The organism is Salmonella sp. SJTUF15591 (assembly GCF_043356435.1).
GTDB classification, from domain to species: Bacteria; Pseudomonadota; Gammaproteobacteria; order Enterobacterales; family Enterobacteriaceae; genus Salmonella; species Salmonella enterica.
Window position 1 is genome coordinate 32537 of sequence record NZ_JBEUJO010000001.1, and the last position, 16724, is coordinate 49260.

Sequence of the window (16724 nt, forward strand, 5' to 3'; positions counted from 1 at the left end):
CATGGATTAATCCACCAGGTGATACTTCTCAGACAGCACATGCGCCAGGTGTTTAAACATGTTAAACACCGCGGTGCTTTTAGGGGTCGGTAACCCTTGCTCGTCTAAAAAGTAATCGCCGCTGAAAACCAGCACGCCATTTCTCTGCGTTACGCCGGTGGCGACAATACCTGCCATCGTGTCTTCATGTTCCCGAATAATTTTGTTGGCTTCAAGCAACAGTGTTTCGCGATCGATAGGTTGCGTCTCTTTATGCATTTTTTACTCCTTAAACAAGGAGATTAGTCTACGCTGAGCACTTCTGATGGGCAAATATTCTCACAGGAAATTGATGGATTTGTCATGTTGCGTTCACTGGCAAGATTTGTTTTTGCATGCTAATAAAGTTGCGTATCGAATTTTATCAGGTACAGTGTGACGCTTTCGTCAATCTGGCAACAGAATTGCTTGACATTCGACCAAAATTCCGTCGTGCTATAGCGCGTGTGTGCAAAAAAGCCTGTTAACTCAGTCACCTGAGGGTTACATTTCGTACACAAAGCCAGTACAAGGGGTTGATATCCGCAGACGCAGAGACCATATATCGTTGTCTCGTCGCCAGTGGAAGGTGAATCAACGTGCGACGCATTCCTGGAAGAATCAACTTAGGTAAAGGTGAATATGGGTAAAGCTCTTGTCATCGTTGAGTCCCCGGCAAAAGCCAAAACGATCAACAAGTATCTGGGTAATGACTACGTGGTGAAATCCAGCGTGGGTCATATCCGTGATTTGCCGACCAGTGGCTCAGCAGCTAAAAAGAGCGCCGACTCTACCTCCACCAAAACGGCTAAAAAGCCCAAAAAGGATGAACGTGGCGCTCTCGTCAACCGTATGGGGGTTGATCCGTGGCACAACTGGGATGCGCACTATGAAGTGCTGCCCGGTAAAGAGAAGGTCGTCTCTGAACTGAAACAGTTGGCGGAAAAAGCCGACCACATCTATCTCGCAACCGACCTTGACCGCGAAGGGGAAGCCATTGCATGGCACCTGCGGGAAGTGATCGGCGGCGATGACGCGCGCTACAGTCGCGTAGTCTTTAACGAAATAACCAAAAATGCCATTCGCCAGGCGTTTGAACAGCCGGGCGAGCTGAATATTAACAGGGTCAACGCCCAGCAAGCGCGCCGCTTTATGGACCGCGTGGTAGGCTATATGGTCTCGCCGCTGCTGTGGAAAAAGATCGCCCGTGGTTTGTCGGCAGGTCGCGTTCAGTCTGTCGCGGTCCGTCTGGTCGTTGAACGCGAGCGCGAGATTAAAGCATTTGTTCCGGAAGAGTTCTGGGAAATTGACGCCAATACGACGACGCCGTCTGGCGAGGCGCTACCGCTACAGGTCACGCATCAGAACGACAAGCCATTCCGGCCGGTAAATCGCGAGCAGACGCTTGCCGCCGTCAGCTTGCTGGAAAAAGCGCGCTATAGCGTACTGGAGCGTGAAGACAAACCGACCAGCAGCAAACCTGGCGCGCCGTTTATCACCTCCACGCTACAACAGGCGGCCAGCACCCGGCTGGGCTTTGGCGTGAAGAAAACCATGATGATGGCGCAGCGTCTGTATGAGGCGGGCTACATCACCTATATGCGTACAGACTCCACCAACCTGAGTCAGGATGCGGTCAACATGGTGCGCGGTTATATTGGCGATAATTTCGGCAAGAAATACCTGCCGGATAACCCGAACCAGTACGCCAGCAAAGAAAACTCTCAGGAAGCGCACGAAGCGATCCGTCCTTCTGACGTTGTTGTCATGGCGGAGTCGCTGAAAGACATGGAGGCTGACGCGCAGAAGTTGTATCAGCTAATTTGGCGTCAGTTTGTCGCCTGTCAGATGACGCCAGCACAATATGACTCTACTACGCTTACCGTTGGCGCAGGCGAATTCCGTCTGAAAGCGCGTGGGCGTATTTTGCGCTTTGACGGCTGGACAAAAGTGATGCCGGCGCTGCGTAAAGGCGATGAAGATCGCACATTGCCTGCCGTGAATAAGGGCGATGCGCTGACGCTACTTGAATTGACGCCTGCTCAGCACTTTACTAAACCGCCAGCCCGGTTTAGCGAGGCTTCTCTGGTTAAAGAGCTTGAGAAGCGCGGTATTGGTCGTCCGTCTACCTATGCGTCGATTATCTCGACCATTCAGGATCGCGGCTATGTTCGCGTTGAAAACCGTCGCTTCTATGCGGAAAAAATGGGTGAAATCGTCACCGACCGGCTGGAAGAAAACTTCCGCGAATTGATGAACTACGATTTTACCGCGCAGATGGAAGATAGTCTGGATCAGGTTGCGAATCACCAGGCCGAGTGGAAAGCGGTACTGGATAACTTCTTCAGCGATTTTACTCAGCAGCTCGATAAAGCCGAGAAAGATCCGGAAGAAGGGGGGATGCGTCCTAACCAGATGGTGCTGACCAGCATCGACTGTCCAACCTGTGGCCGTAAAATGGGAATTCGTACTGCCAGTACGGGCGTTTTCCTTGGGTGTTCAGGTTATGCGCTTTCGCCGAAAGAGCGTTGTAAAACGACCATTAACCTGGTGCCGGAAAATGAAGTTCTGAACGTGCTGGAGGGCGACGACGCCGAAACCAACGCCCTGCGCGCCAAGCGTCGCTGTCAGAAGTGCGGTACGGCGATGGACAGCTATCTGATCGATCCGAAGCGTAAATTGCATGTGTGTGGTAATAACCCGACCTGTGACGGCTACGAGATTGAAGAAGGCGAGTTCCGCATCAAAGGGTATGACGGCCCGATCGTTGAGTGTGAGAAATGTGGTTCCGAAATGCACCTTAAAATGGGGCGTTTTGGTAAGTACATGGCCTGTACTAACGACGAATGTAAAAACACCCGTAAGATCTTGCGTAACGGCGAAGTTGCGCCGCCGAAGGAAGATCCTGTTCCATTACCGGAACTGCCGTGTGAAAAATCGGACGCGTACTTTGTGCTGCGCGATGGCGCCGCAGGGATATTCCTGGCGGCCAATACGTTCCCGAAATCACGCGAAACGCGCGCGCCATTAGTCGAGGAGCTTTACCGGTTCCGCGATCGCCTGCCGGAAAAACTGCGGTATCTGGCGGATGCGCCGCAGCAGGATCCGGAAGGTAATAAAACCGTTGTTCGCTTTAGCCGCAAAACAAAACAGCAGTACGTTGCGGCGGAAAAAGACGGGAAGGCGACGGGATGGTCAGCGTTCTTCGTCGACGGCAAGTGGGTTGAAGGCAAGAAATAACCCCTGCCTGTCGTCACTATAGTCAAGCGGGCCGCGTAAGCGGCCCTTTTTTATATCCCCTTCATATTTCAAGTGGCTTATGTGTTGGCTACGGATTACTCGGCCCATCTATGGGCCTCGCCCTGACGGGCCGTCGCACGCGACGTTCAAATCTGCTCCCGGCAGATTTGTCGCTCACCCCTGTCACATCGTTATCTATGCTCCTGGGAACTCACTCGCTTGTTGCCTTTAATCACTCGAATTATTTTGGGTATAGCGGGCTTATTATTTTATCGCGCTGGCTATACAGTTCAGATATAAATGATATAGTGGTTATAGTTAACACCTTTTTTATTATTAAATCGTATTAGCAGCCCAATGATGTCTGCAGATAAACGATGGCCTGATGGCGCTAATCTGGATGATGTATTATGAAATTGCAGCAGCTTCGTTACATTGTTGAAGTGGTTAATCATAACCTTAACGTCTCCTCTACCGCTGAGGGGTTGTATACTTCCCAGCCGGGGATCAGCAAGCAGGTTAGGATGCTGGAAGATGAGCTTGGCATCCAGATTTTCGCCCGCAGCGGTAAGCATCTGACTCAGGTGACACCCGCAGGCCAGGAGATTATTCGTATTGCGCGTGAGGTGCTTTCCAAAGTCGATGCCATTAAGTCGGTCGCCGGCGAGCATACCTGGCCGGATAAAGGCTCGCTCTATATTGCCACTACCCATACTCAGGCGCGTTACGCATTGCCAGGCGTGATTAAAGGCTTCATCGAGCGTTACCCGCGCGTTTCGCTGCATATGCACCAGGGGTCGCCAACGCAGATTGCGGAAGCGGTATCGAAAGGGAACGCCGATTTCGCGATTGCCACGGAAGCGCTGCATTTATATGACGATCTGGTGATGTTGCCATGCTATCACTGGAACCGTTCGATAGTGGTGACGCCGGATCATCCATTGGCGGCAACGTCTTCCGTAACGATTGAAGCGCTGGCGCAGTATCCGCTGGTGACGTATACCTTCGGCTTTACCGGGCGTTCCGAACTGGATACCGCTTTTAATCGCGCAGGATTAACGCCGCGGATCGTCTTTACTGCAACCGATGCGGATGTGATTAAAACGTATGTCAGGTTAGGGCTGGGCGTTGGCGTCATTGCCAGCATGGCGGTCGATCCGCTTGCCGATCCTGATTTAGTGCGGATTGACGCGCACGATATTTTTAGCCACAGCACCACAAAAATTGGTTTTCGCCGTAGTACTTTTTTACGCAGCTATATGTATGATTTTATCCAGCGTTTTGCGCCGCATCTGACGCGTGATGTGGTGGATACGGCGGTGGCGTTGCGTTCTAATGAAGAAATTGAAGCGATGTTTCAGGATATAAAGCTGCCTGAAAAGTAATATCACCGCCGGTTTGTGTCGTAGTGGCATGGCAGACAAAGCCGCCTTTTGCAATATCCCTCGAAGTATTACGGGTAATGATCAGCAAAATAGTGTTGAATTACCCGTCCCGCCAGTTTCTTTTTCCAAATAGTTATCTTGAGTCAAAAGATTGATTTATTCACTGGCAACGATTCGTAAATTGACTGGATTTTTGACTAAAGTTTATTTAGGATTTGTCTCATCTGATGATTAATTGTACCGATTGTTTGGTGCTGAAATGATAAGTGATACCGATAGCATGAGGTTAGTAATGCCTTCTGAAAACCAGGAACCGCGCCGCGACCCTGAGCTCAAACGTAAAGCATGGCTGGCGGTTTTTGTGGGTTCTGCGCTGTTCTGGGTAGTGGTAGCGCTTGTTATCTGGCATTGGTGGGGCTAAGTGAGCATTACGTCGGAACGCGAGCGCGTGATCGCGCCCCCGATTCAATCTTGTGACGATGATAACACCCCGGATACGACCGTTTTTCGGTCTGTTCCGCAACACTGGACGCTCACACCGCAGCAGCGGGCATTTATTGATGCTTTTGCTGATGAGGTGTCACAAAAATAATATCCGTCTTTTTATTGGCGTTACTGTTTTATTAACGCTGTCTTATTACACCGCAGCAACCGTGTGCTGAGCGCCTCTCAGTATTGATTAAACACAGTTGGTGTCGCCTATGTTAACGTCAAATATAAAGTATTGGTCATGGACTGGCGCGTTTATATTATCGCTACTGTTCTGGGTCGAGTTAATCTGGATTGCCGTCTAATCTCGTCAAAGCCCGATAATGCGTTATTTATCGGGCTTTTTCATCTTCGTTCCTCGCCTGTTAGGTTTCTCCTCTTTTAGCAATTTGGGTTGTTATCAAAACGTTACATTTTGTTTGTGTTATCTTTAATACAACCCTGTGGAGAATCAGGGTAACGCAACCCTGTCATTTAAGGAGGAGCTATGTCGTCAACCCTACGAGAAGCCAGTAAGGATACATTGCAGGCCAAAGATAAAACGTATCATTACTACAGTCTGCCGCTGGCTGCCAAATCCCTGGGCGATATCGCCCGTTTGCCCAAATCACTTAAAGTGTTACTGGAAAACCTGTTGCGCTGGCAGGACGGCGAATCTGTGACTGATGAAGATATTCAGGCGCTGGCCGGTTGGCTTAAAAATGCCCATGCCGATCGTGAAATTGCCTGGCGGCCCGCCCGTGTCCTGATGCAGGACTTTACCGGCGTGCCTGCCGTTGTCGACCTGGCGGCGATGCGTGAAGCCGTTAAACGCCTCGGCGGCGATACGTCGAAAGTGAACCCGTTATCGCCGGTTGATCTGGTTATTGACCACTCTGTGACGGTCGATCATTTCGGCGATGACGATGCGTTTGAAGAAAACGTGCGGCTGGAAATGGAACGTAACCATGAGCGTTATATGTTCCTGAAATGGGGAAAGCAGGCATTCAGCCGTTTCAGCGTGGTGCCGCCCGGCACCGGCATTTGCCATCAGGTTAACCTGGAATACCTGGGTAAAGCCGTCTGGAGCGAATTACAGGACGGGGAGTGGATTGCTTACCCGGACTCGCTGGTGGGGACTGACTCCCATACGACCATGATTAATGGTCTGGGCGTATTGGGGTGGGGCGTGGGTGGTATTGAAGCAGAAGCGGCAATGCTTGGTCAGCCCGTGTCGATGCTTATCCCGGATGTCGTCGGCTTTAAGTTAACCGGTAAACTTCGGGAGGGAATCACCGCTACTGACCTGGTGCTCACCGTCACGCAAATGCTGCGTAAGCATGGCGTCGTGGGTAAATTTGTTGAATTTTATGGTGATGGTCTGGATTCGCTGCCGTTGGCGGATCGCGCGACCATCGCTAATATGTCGCCGGAATATGGCGCAACCTGTGGTTTCTTCCCTATTGACGCCATCACCCTGGAATATATGCGATTAAGCGGACGTAGCGACGATCTGGTCGAGCTGGTTGAAACCTACGCGAAGGCGCAGGGAATGTGGCGCAATCCCGGAGACGAACCGGTATTTACCAGTACTCTGGAACTGGATATGGGCCATGTCGAGGCCAGTCTGGCCGGGCCGAAACGCCCGCAGGATCGCGTGGCGTTAGGCGATGTGCCGAAAGCCTTTGCCGCCAGCGCCGAGCTGGAGCTGAATACCGCGCAAAAAGATCGCCAGCCGGTTGACTATACGATGAACGGACAGCCATATCAGCTTCCGGATGGCGCTGTCGTCATTGCCGCCATCACCTCCTGTACGAATACCTCGAATCCCAGCGTGCTGATGGCGGCGGGATTACTGGCGAAAAAAGCAGTAACGCTGGGGTTGAAGCGTCAACCGTGGGTCAAGGCTTCTCTGGCGCCGGGGTCAAAAGTGGTATCTGACTATCTGGCGCAGGCCAAACTTACGCCTTATCTGGATGAGCTCGGTTTTAACCTGGTCGGTTATGGCTGTACGACCTGTATCGGGAACTCCGGTCCGTTGCCGGAGCCTATTGAGACCGCGATTAAAAAAGGCGATCTGACGGTAGGGGCCGTGCTTTCCGGTAACCGAAATTTTGAAGGGCGTATCCATCCGCTGGTGAAAACGAACTGGCTGGCGTCGCCGCCGCTGGTGGTCGCGTATGCGCTGGCCGGAAACATGAATATTAACCTCGCGACAGACCCGCTGGGGTACGATCGTAAAGGCGATCCGGTATACCTGAAGGATATCTGGCCTTCGGCGCAGGAAATTGCCCGCGCCGTTGAACTGGTATCATCAGATATGTTCCGTAAAGAGTATGCGGAAGTGTTTGAGGGCACGGAAGAATGGAAATCGATTCAGGTTGAATCGTCCGATACCTACGGCTGGCAGTCGGATTCAACCTATATTCGCCTGTCGCCTTTCTTTGATGAAATGCAGGCCCAGCCTGCGCCAGTCAAAGATATCCACGGCGCGCGTATCCTGGCGATGCTGGGGGATTCGGTAACGACCGACCATATTTCTCCGGCCGGCAGTATCAAGCCGGACAGTCCCGCCGGACGCTATCTGCAAAACCACGGCGTTGAGCGGAAGGATTTTAACTCTTATGGATCACGGCGCGGCAACCATGAAGTGATGATGCGCGGTACGTTCGCCAATATTCGTATTCGCAACGAAATGCTGCCCGGCGTCGAAGGTGGGATGACGCGGCATTTGCCGGGTACGGAAGCGATGTCGATTTATGATGCCGCGATGCTCTACCAGCAGGAAAAAACGCCGCTGGCGGTAATTGCCGGGAAAGAGTATGGGTCGGGATCGAGCCGTGACTGGGCGGCAAAAGGTCCGCGGCTGTTAGGTATTCGCGTGGTGATCGCCGAGTCGTTCGAACGTATCCACCGCTCAAACCTGATTGGGATGGGGATCCTGCCGCTGGAGTTTCCACAGGGCGTAACGCGTAAAACGCTGGGACTGACCGGGGAAGAGGTGATTGATATCGCGGATCTGCAAAATCTGCGCCCTGGCGCGACCATTCCGGTTATGTTAACGAGAGCGGACGGCAGCAAAGAAACGGTGCTTTGTCGCTGTCGCATTGATACCGCCACCGAGCTGACTTACTACCAGAATGACGGCATATTGCACTATGTCATTAGAAATATGCTGAACTAAAGCCGTTTATCGGGCCTGCCGTAAACAGGCAGGCCCGCGCTTTAATACCAGTGGCTTACTTGCTTAGCAGGTGGCCCATTTTGGCCGCTTTAGTATCGAGATAATGCTCATTATTTGGATTACGACCCACAATGAGCGGAACGCGTTCCACGATATTAATTCCCGCCTCGGTCAGTATTTCGACTTTCTTCGGATTATTGGTCAGCAGGCGAACTTCATCCACGCCCAGTAATTTGAACATATCCGCGCACAGGGTGAAATCACGCTCATCGGCGGCAAAGCCGAGCTGATGATTGGCCTCCACCGTGTCATAGCCTTGATCCTGTAACGCATAAGCGCGAATTTTATTAAGCAGGCCGATATTGCGGCCTTCCTGACGGTGGTAAATCAGAATACCGCGTCCTTCTTCCGCAATATGCGTCAGCGCGGCTTCCAGTTGAAAACCACAATCACAGCGCAGACTAAAAAGCGCGTCCCCGGTAAGACATTCGGAATGAACGCGAGCCAAGACCGGCGTTTTACCTGAAATATCGCCAAAAACCAGCGCGGCATGGTCGTGTCCGGTTGCCAGTTCTTCAAATCCCACCATCAGAAAGTCACCCAATGGGGTTGGCAGTTTGGCTTCTGCCACACGTTTAAGCTGCATGTATTTCTCCAGATTATGCTGACGCCTGCGGTGTCGTCGCCTGTTGGCTTGTATCCCGCTATTTTGCCATAAGGCGGCGGACATCACCTAATCACTACCACGTAATTGCTCAGGAATGGCACAAATTTGTCAATTTTCCAGTCCGGCGAGAATTTTCAGTTATGATTGTGATACTTACTTATAAAAGGAGCATCCATGCTTTCAATTGCGAGGCGCACCGCGGCAGGCGCCGCCCTGTTGCTTATCATGCCGCTTGCCGTATGGGTATCAGGCTGGCAGTGGCAGCCAGGACATCAGGTCTGGTGGCTAAAAACGCTATTCTGGATAACGGAAACCGTGACCAAACCCTGGGGCGTTATCACGCATGTGATTCTTTGTGGATGGTTCTTATGGTGCCTGCGATTTCGCCTGCGCGCCGCCATTATGCTGTTTGCGATTCTCGGCGGGGCGATTATCGTCGGGCAGGGCGTGAAGTCATGGGTAAAGGAGCGCGTACAGGAGCCGCGGCCATTTGTGGTCTGGCTTGAAAAAACGCACCATATTCCCGTCGATGAGTTCTACACTTTAAAGCGTACAGAACGCGGACATTTAGTGAAAGAGCAGTTGGCCGGGCAACAGAACATCCCCGTTTTCCTGCGTCAGCACTGGCAAAAAGAGACGGGCTTTGCGTTTCCCTCCGGACACACCATGTTTGCAGCGAGCTGGGCGCTTTTGGCCGTGGGTCTGTTATGGCCGCGCAGACGGACTTTCACCATCGCGTTTTTGTTAGTTTGGGCGACCGGCGTAATGGGCAGCCGTTTGCTTCTGGGAATGCACTGGCCGCGAGATTTAGTGGTCGCCACGCTTATCTCCTGGCTATTAGTTACCCTGGCGACCTGGCTGGCGCAGCGAATTTGCGGGCCGCTTATGCCGCCTCGTGAAGAAGCGCAAGAAATTGCTGAACGCGAGCAGGAAAGCTGACAACGGTTGATTTTCTGACTATTGCCCTTAAATCATCTGATGGCGGGCGCATTTCCATTTCGCGCGAGGCGGGAAAATGGTAATTTAGAAGGCTGGATGCGGTAAGTTGGACACGATTTATTCGCGCAAACCACATAACGGGAAGTAATGTGAAATATTTACTCATTTTCTTACTGGTATTGGCGATTTTTGTTATTTCGGTGACGCTGGGCGCGCAGAATGATCAACAGGTGACGTTTAACTACCTGCTGGCGCAAGGGGAGTATCGTATCTCCACGTTGCTTGCTGTGCTGTTCGCCGTCGGTTTTGCGATTGGCTGGCTGATTTGCGGCCTGTTCTGGCTGCGGGTCCGCGTTTCCCTTGCCCGCGCTGAGCGTAAAATTAAACGACTGGAAAACAAGCTCTCGCCAGCAACCGACGTTGCGGTCCCTGCCGATTCGTCGGTTGTAAAGGAATAATCATTTATGTTGGAGTTGTTATTTCTGCTGTTGCCTGTAGCCGCTGCCTATGGGTGGTATATGGGTCGCAGAAGTGCGCAACAAACAAAACAGGATGAAGCTAACCGCCTGTCGCGCGATTATGTCGCAGGGGTTAACTTCCTGCTGAGTAACCAACAAGATAAAGCGGTGGATCTGTTCCTCGATATGCTTAAAGAGGATACCGGCACCGTTGAGGCTCATCTCACTCTCGGTAATCTGTTTCGCTCACGCGGCGAAGTCGATCGCGCCATTCGTATTCATCAAACGCTCATGGAAAGCGCTTCATTGACCTATGAACAGCGTTTACTGGCTGTTCAGCAACTGGGGCGCGACTATATGGCCGCCGGTTTATATGACCGCGCGGAAGATATGTTTAACCAACTTACCGACGAAACGGAATTTCGCGTAGGCGCGTTACAGCAGCTCTTGCAAATCTATCAGCTAACCAGCGACTGGCAAAAGGCGATCGAAGTAGCAGAACGGCTGGTGAAACTGGGCAAAGATAAACAGCGTATCGAAATCGCCCATTTTTACTGTGAGTTAGCGTTACAGCAGATGGGCAACGACGATATGGATCGCGCGATGGCGTTGCTGAAAAAAGGTGCCGCCGCAGATAAAAATAGCGCCCGGGTGTCTATCATGATGGGGCGCGTTTATATGGCGAGAGGGGATTACGCCAAAGCGGTCGAAAGCCTGCAACGGGTGATCGTTCAGGATAAAGAGCTGGTCAGCGAAACGCTGGAGATGCTGCAAACCTGTTATCAACAGCTCGGTAAAAATGCCGAGTGGGCGGAGTTTTTACGCCGCGCCGTAGAGGAGAATACCGGTGCTGGCGCTGAGTTAATGCTTGCCGATATTCTGGAAGCGCGTGAAGGTAGTGATGCAGCTCAAGTCTATATTACGCGTCAGCTACAGCGACACCCTACCATGCGGGTGTTCCATAAGCTGATGGATTACCACCTCAACGAGGCGGAAGAAGGGCGAGCGAAAGAAAGCCTGATGGTACTGCGTGATATGGTTGGCGAGCAGGTGCGCAGTAAACCGCGGTATCGTTGTCAGAAATGCGGTTTTACCGCCTATACCTTGTACTGGCACTGTCCGTCCTGCCGGGCATGGTCGACCATTAAACCTATTCGCGGACTTGATGGGCAGTAGTATATAAAAAAAGCTTCGCTTTAGTTACAACATACTTAATGATGTAAAGCTAGAAACGACGCTGGCATCGGCGGCCAGGGCTTATCAGGTTGTCAATCGAACCTGTTAATTTCCCTGCGCCGCAGGTAGAATGCACGCCGTTTATCCAATTTGCGCCACTTCCGGTGCCCATCATCAAGAAGGTCTGGTCATGACGTTTACTGCTTCATCTTCTTCCTGCGCTATTACTGAATCGCCTGTCGTTGTGGCGTTGGATTACCATGAACGCGATAAAGCCCTGGCGTTTGTCGATAAAATCGATCCTCGCGATTGTCGCTTAAAAGTGGGCAAAGAGATGTTCACGCTGTTTGGTCCACAGCTCGTTCGGGATCTCCAGCAACGTGGGTTTGATGTCTTTCTTGATCTAAAATTTCATGATATTCCCAACACCACGGCCCGGGCAGTCGCCGCAGCGGCAGACCTGGGCGTCTGGATGGTAAACGTTCACGCGTCTGGCGGGGCGAGAATGATGGCCGCAGCGCGCGACGCGCTGGCGCCATTCGGTAAAGATGCGCCGTTGCTCATTGCCGTGACCGTGTTGACCAGTATGGAAACCAGCGATCTGCGCGATCTGGGCGTGACGTTGTCACCGGCGGAACATGCGGAGCGGCTGGCGCGCCTGACACAGCAATGCGGGCTGGATGGCGTGGTCTGTTCCGCTCAGGAAACGGTCAGATTTAAACAGGCCTTTGGCGCTGCATTTAAGCTGGTGACGCCGGGCATTCGGCCCGCAGGCAGCGAGGCAGGCGACCAGCGACGCATTATGACGCCCGAACAGGCATTATCCGCCGGCGTCGACTATATGGTGATTGGCCGCCCGGTTACGCAATCGGTAGATCCGGCGCAAACGCTGAAGGATATTAACGCGTCACTGAAACGGGAGGCATAATGAGCGATTCCAATAGTCGTCTGGTTTATTCAACACAGACGGGGCGCATTGAAGAACCTAAAACGGCGCCGGTTCGTCCCAAAGGGGATGGTATCGTTCGCATTCAGCGTCAAACCAGTGGCCGTAAGGGTAAAGGCGTATGTTTGATTACCGGTATCGAGATGAATGATGCGGAATTAACCAAACTGGCGGCTGAACTGAAGAAAAAATGCGGCTGTGGCGGGGCAGTAAAAGAAGGGATTATTGAAATTCAGGGAGATAAACGCGACTTGATAAAATCATTGCTGGAAGCTAAAGGAATGAAAGTAAAATTAGCTGGTGGCTAATGAAAACGCCACGGTTGTAAATTACCGTGGCGTAAAAGTCAACTTTGTCTATTTTTGTAATCCAGACCTGAAAAGAATAAACGTATTATTTTGAGCCGTTCAATATTTAAACGTCTGGATTATTTTCCAACCTGGTGACCAATCACGCCGCCGACCGCCGCGCCGCCCAGGGTGCCTAATGTACTGCCGTCCGTTAACACTGCGCCGCCTAACGCCCCCGCACCTGCGCCAATAGCCGTGTTGCGATCGCGCTTGGACCAGTTTGAGCAGGCGCTCAGAGACATTGCTACGGTGATTGCCAGCACAGCAGCGGCCATTTTTTTGCTCGTCATAAACATAATACTCTCTCCTGAATTAACGATTCACGGAATTAAGCTCACTATAACTATAGTTAAAATAAAACCTGTTAAGAGATTTTCCGTAAAACCTGATTGCGCAGGGGTATATCACGCAGGTGATAGTCACTTCCTGTTATTTCGCTAATATTAATTTTACGACGTTACGCTCGTTACAACAGGTAAATAGTCTTAATTGGGATGTCAGAAAAGTCTTAGAGAGAGGATGATTTGCCATAGGGCAAACCATCGGGAAATATTTTAAACGGATGAGCCAATAACATTGACTAGCAGCCCTGCATGCTCTAACTGCATTTGATCGCTGGCGGAAATTCTGGAATCCGTAATGACACGATGGAAGCGAGAGAGCGGGCCCAGGGGATAGGGATGCACACAGCCAAATTTGGAGCTGTCGGTGAGGACAATCGCTTCTGAACCTTTTTCCAGAACAGCGTTAACCACATCCGATCGCATCATATCGCGTCCGGTAAAGCCGGTATCAGCCTGCCAGCCATCAATACCGATAAATGCTTTGCTGAAATGCACTTGATGGATAAACTGTCGCGTCAACGGCCCTACCATGCTTTCACTTTTTTTCTGATAGATTCCACCGAGGAGAATGACTTCGCAAGGGGTTTCTTTGAGCAGATGCGCGATATAACTGCTCACGGTGATGATCGTGACATCTTTTTGTTCCGCCAGCGTCCGGGCCAATAGCGCATTGCTGCTGCCATTTTCAATAAAAACGGATTCCCCTGGACTGACCAGCGAGGCGGCGAACTCCGCCAGTCGGCGTTTTAGCGTGTAGTTCGTCATCATGCGAGTCTCTACGTCATCGCTCTCAAGCGAAACGGCGAAACCATGCGCACGGCGTAAATAGCTCTGCTTTTCCAGGGTATTCAGATCCTGACGAATCGTGACTTCAGATACGCCGGTAATTTTCGCCAGTTCAGCAACGCTCATCTGGCCTTTATCAACCACCATTTGCAAAATTGATTGTTGTCGGGAGTTCATAGTATTAATTTTATACGTTAAGAGGAGTCAACAGACAGTCAGAGAGCCGGGAAGGGCTAACGGCCATCCCGGACAAATAATCGCTATCAGATTTCCCAGGGCGACCCGGGAGCCTGGGATGGCGAGATACCGTCTTTAACCTGATCTAACAGCTCTGCTCTCAATATTTCAAGGTTATTGATGGCCGAGTGGTAATCGCCAGCAACAAGGATATCCAGCACGGTATCAATGCGTGCGGCAATTCGTTGTGCTTCGATATCAGACATGTTTGTCATCCTTAATGTCAGAAAAGGTTTCAATTCATGATGCAGAAATTAATCTGAAAAGAGAAGGGAAAAATAGGGCTATGCCTGTCTGCACAGGCTGTTCTCCCTATTATCGCCGCCATTAACGCATTTTTTTCGTCTGATAACGTTTGTACCAGCGTTCAAAAGAAACGGCGGGCATAGGTTTGGCGAATAAAAAGCCCTGTCGTTCATTGACGCCGTTTTTTGTCAGGAAGGCATCTTCTTTAGCATTTTCTACGCCTTCGGCAATCACTTGTAAATTTAGCGCCTGAGCCACCGCGACAATAGCCCGAACCAGAGATTGCGACAGCGGTTGCTTATGGATATCTCTGACGAAAGCCTGATCCAGTTTAACGGCATCGATAGGGAACCGGGCGAGTTGAGAAAGCGAAGAATACCCGGTGCCAAAATCATCCAGATGGATCTGAGCGCCGAGCTGACTAAATTGCTGGATAACCGATAGCGCCAGCGTGTCGTTTTCAATCAGGCAGCTTTCCGTTAGCTCGACATCGATCGGGCAATACTCAAAATTCAGATCGTACAAAGCCTGTTTAAGCGCAGTAAAAAGCGTCTGGTCGGCCAGTTGTCGCGCCGAAAAGTTAACGGCTACGCGCAAGTTAATCCCCTTATCGCGCCATTTCGCAATCTGGCGAACTACATCCAGAATCACCCAGCGGCCCAGCGGGACGATGAGTCCTGACTCTTCGGCGTATGAGATGAACTCCAGCGGCGGAATTAATCCGCGTTCCGGCGATTGCCAGCGTACCAGCGCTTCCAGGCTACGTACTTCGCCGCGCCAGGTAATTTTGGGCTGATAGTGAATAAGTAACTGGTCGTTTTCCAGCGCTTTTCGCAGGTTTGTATCCAGCCAGTGATAGTCAAATACGCGCTGATTCATTTCCGGCGAAAAAACGCAGAACTGACCGCGGCCGCCTTCTTTGGCGTTATACATTGCGGTGTCGGCAGTGCGAATGAGACTTTCGCTGTCCTGTCCGTGCCGGGGGGCCAACGAAATGCCAATGGCGCATCCCGTGTAAACTTCAATGAGTCCAATGCGAAACGGTTGCCGCAGACGGGTAAGGATTCGTGAGGCTACTGCTTCCAGCGCGGCCTGAGACGTATGGGCAGCGAGGACAATAAATTCATCTCCCCCCAGTCTGGCCAGCAATTGATCTTCCTCCAGACAACTCAACAGCGCCAGCGAAACGGCCTGTAAGAGCTGATCGCCAAACATATGCCCATAGGCGTCATTAATTTTCTTGAAGTTATCCAGATCGAGATAAACGATACCCACCTGAGACTCGCCAGCCGAGGCAATAGCATGATTAATAAATTCATGAATAGCATTGCGATTGGGCAGGCCGGTGACGGTGTCTGTATTCGCCAGTATGCGTAAACGCTCCTGAGCCCGCCTTTCTTCGGTGATATCCGTGCCTGCGCAGATCAGGAAAATTTCGTTTTTTCCGCTGCCGTTATGGATGAATTTATTACGAAACAAGAACAGGCGTTGGCCTTTACGGGTCTTTATCCAGCGTTCGATTTCATAGGCATTGCCATTGCGAAAAAAATTCTCAATGTAGTGTCGGGAGGCAACCGCCTCCCGGCGGCTCATAAATAATTTAAAGACGCTTTGACCAATTACATCTTGCTCTTTTAAGCCCGTGTACTCTTCGCATAACCGATTAAATCGACAGATTTTTCCCCGACTATCCAGTATCGCAATGACTGAGTTGGCTTCTGATACGATTTGCTCGGCAAAAGAGAGCTCCTGCGCCTGCGTTGGCGAGACGGCAGGCGTATCAGGCCAGGTTGCCAGGCTGCCAGCCCATTCACGGTTATTAATCTTACGGCCTACCAGGTGCACAGCGGTAACCTGTTTTTCTATCAACAACGTTATCAGCAGACTGGACGTAATCGCCGTTATTTCCCGGATACGCCCGGCTTGTTCCGGCGATAGCTCAACCGTTTTTTCTGCATCCGTTTCACCTGTCGGGGAGAGATACAGCACGTTGCGGTCATCAGCCAGACGCCAGTGAGAGTGAAGGGGATTTAGCGCCGTTTGTTCCTGAATCTGTTTCATCATGCGTACCATCCCATTTAAGCGCCAGGTGCCCGAAAAGAAAGGTTAGCCATGTTATAAATAAGGGTAATTATGGCTGAACGTATTGTTTTATCTATGTATTCATATGTAATCCAGATTCTGGAAAAAGCATAGTCGCCAGCTAAAAATAACAAGAAATGGGGCGCTTGAATAAGATTAAACTTAGAGCATGACGGAAGGGAGAAGAAGAAAAGAAAC

At 51.2% G+C, this 16724-nt stretch carries 16 protein-coding genes; 10 read left to right on the plus strand and 6 right to left on the minus strand.

What is annotated here, in order from left to right:
- Nucleotides 1-6: 6 nt before the first annotated feature.
- Nucleotides 7-258 (minus strand): YciN family protein, encoded by a 252-nt coding sequence (locus ABVM99_RS00175; RefSeq protein WP_000548616.1) that lies wholly within the window; start codon nt 256-258, stop codon nt 7-9.
- A 402-nt stretch (nt 259-660) separates the two neighbouring features.
- Here ABVM99_RS00175 and topA point away from each other — a divergent pair, with 402 nt between their 5' ends.
- The 5 genes from topA to acnA all read left to right on the plus strand — a co-directional run bounded on the left by topA (nt 661) and on the right by acnA (nt 8295).
- Nucleotides 661-3258 carry a type I DNA topoisomerase gene (gene topA / locus ABVM99_RS00180; RefSeq protein ID WP_001649179.1) on the plus strand — a complete coding sequence of 866 codons (2598 nt, stop codon included), beginning with the start codon at nt 661-663 and terminating at the stop codon, nt 3256-3258.
- Nucleotides 3259-3668: 410 nt separating this feature from the next.
- Nucleotides 3669-4643, plus strand: coding sequence for an HTH-type transcriptional regulator CysB (gene cysB / locus ABVM99_RS00185; protein ID WP_000776233.1), 975 nt, complete (start codon nt 3669-3671; stop codon nt 4641-4643).
- 280 nt (nt 4644-4923) lie between these two features.
- Nucleotides 4924-5064: a YmiA family putative membrane protein gene (locus ABVM99_RS00190; RefSeq protein ID WP_213083417.1), complete on the plus strand. Its 141-nt coding sequence runs from the start codon at nt 4924-4926 to the stop codon at nt 5062-5064.
- A gap of 280 nt (nt 5065-5344) precedes the next feature.
- Complete coding sequence (ymiC, locus tag ABVM99_RS00195; RefSeq protein WP_223156441.1) at nt 5345-5437, plus strand: small membrane protein YmiC; 93 nt, start codon at nt 5345-5347, stop codon at nt 5435-5437.
- Between the two features lie 182 nt (nt 5438-5619).
- Nucleotides 5620-8295, plus strand: a complete 2676-nt coding sequence (acnA, locus tag ABVM99_RS00200; RefSeq protein WP_052938172.1) for an aconitate hydratase AcnA — start codon at nt 5620-5622, stop codon at nt 8293-8295.
- Between the two features lie 55 nt (nt 8296-8350).
- Here acnA and ribA read toward each other — a convergent pair whose 3' ends face one another.
- Nucleotides 8351-8941 (minus strand): GTP cyclohydrolase II, encoded by a 591-nt coding sequence (gene ribA / locus ABVM99_RS00205; RefSeq protein WP_001176284.1) that lies wholly within the window; start codon nt 8939-8941, stop codon nt 8351-8353.
- Between the two features lie 195 nt (nt 8942-9136).
- On the opposite strand from ribA, the gene pgpB reads away from it, so the two are divergent.
- The 5 genes from pgpB to yciH all read left to right on the plus strand — a co-directional run bounded on the left by pgpB (nt 9137) and on the right by yciH (nt 12789).
- Entirely contained in the window at nt 9137-9901 is a 765-nt protein-coding gene (gene pgpB, locus ABVM99_RS00210; RefSeq protein WP_000948651.1) for a phosphatidylglycerophosphatase B, read from the plus strand.
- 149 nt (nt 9902-10050) lie between these two features.
- Nucleotides 10051-10359 carry a LapA family protein gene (locus ABVM99_RS00215; protein ID WP_000876301.1) on the plus strand — a complete coding sequence of 103 codons (309 nt, stop codon included), beginning with the start codon at nt 10051-10053 and terminating at the stop codon, nt 10357-10359.
- Between the two features lie 6 nt (nt 10360-10365).
- Nucleotides 10366-11535: a lipopolysaccharide assembly protein LapB gene (lapB, locus tag ABVM99_RS00220; RefSeq protein ID WP_000891378.1), complete on the plus strand. Its 1170-nt coding sequence runs from the start codon at nt 10366-10368 to the stop codon at nt 11533-11535.
- Between the two features lie 190 nt (nt 11536-11725).
- The gene (gene pyrF, locus ABVM99_RS00225) at nt 11726-12463 is read left to right on the plus strand and encodes an orotidine-5'-phosphate decarboxylase (protein ID WP_072101831.1); all 738 of its coding nucleotides are present in this window, start codon (nt 11726-11728) and stop codon (nt 12461-12463) included.
- Nucleotides 12463-12789 carry a stress response translation initiation inhibitor YciH gene (gene yciH, locus ABVM99_RS00230; protein WP_001285199.1) on the plus strand — a complete coding sequence of 109 codons (327 nt, stop codon included), beginning with the start codon at nt 12463-12465 and terminating at the stop codon, nt 12787-12789. The genes pyrF and yciH overlap by 1 nt, the downstream gene beginning before the upstream one ends.
- A gap of 119 nt (nt 12790-12908) precedes the next feature.
- Here the strand turns inward: yciH and osmB are convergent, their stop codons facing one another.
- The 4 genes from osmB to pdeR form a co-directional block, all read right to left on the minus strand.
- Entirely contained in the window at nt 12909-13127 is a 219-nt protein-coding gene (osmB, locus tag ABVM99_RS00235) for an osmotically-inducible lipoprotein OsmB (RefSeq protein WP_000481166.1), read from the minus strand.
- 258 nt (nt 13128-13385) lie between these two features.
- Complete coding sequence (locus ABVM99_RS00240; RefSeq protein WP_001088594.1) at nt 13386-14138, minus strand: DNA-binding transcriptional regulator YciT; 753 nt, start codon at nt 14136-14138, stop codon at nt 13386-13388.
- An 86-nt stretch (nt 14139-14224) separates the two neighbouring features.
- Nucleotides 14225-14404: a hypothetical protein gene (locus tag ABVM99_RS00245; RefSeq protein ID WP_001279854.1), complete on the minus strand. Its 180-nt coding sequence runs from the start codon at nt 14402-14404 to the stop codon at nt 14225-14227.
- Between the two features lie 121 nt (nt 14405-14525).
- Nucleotides 14526-16508: a cyclic di-GMP phosphodiesterase gene (pdeR, locus tag ABVM99_RS00250; RefSeq protein ID WP_023194370.1), complete on the minus strand. Its 1983-nt coding sequence runs from the start codon at nt 16506-16508 to the stop codon at nt 14526-14528.
- Nucleotides 16509-16724 lie beyond the last annotated feature (216 nt).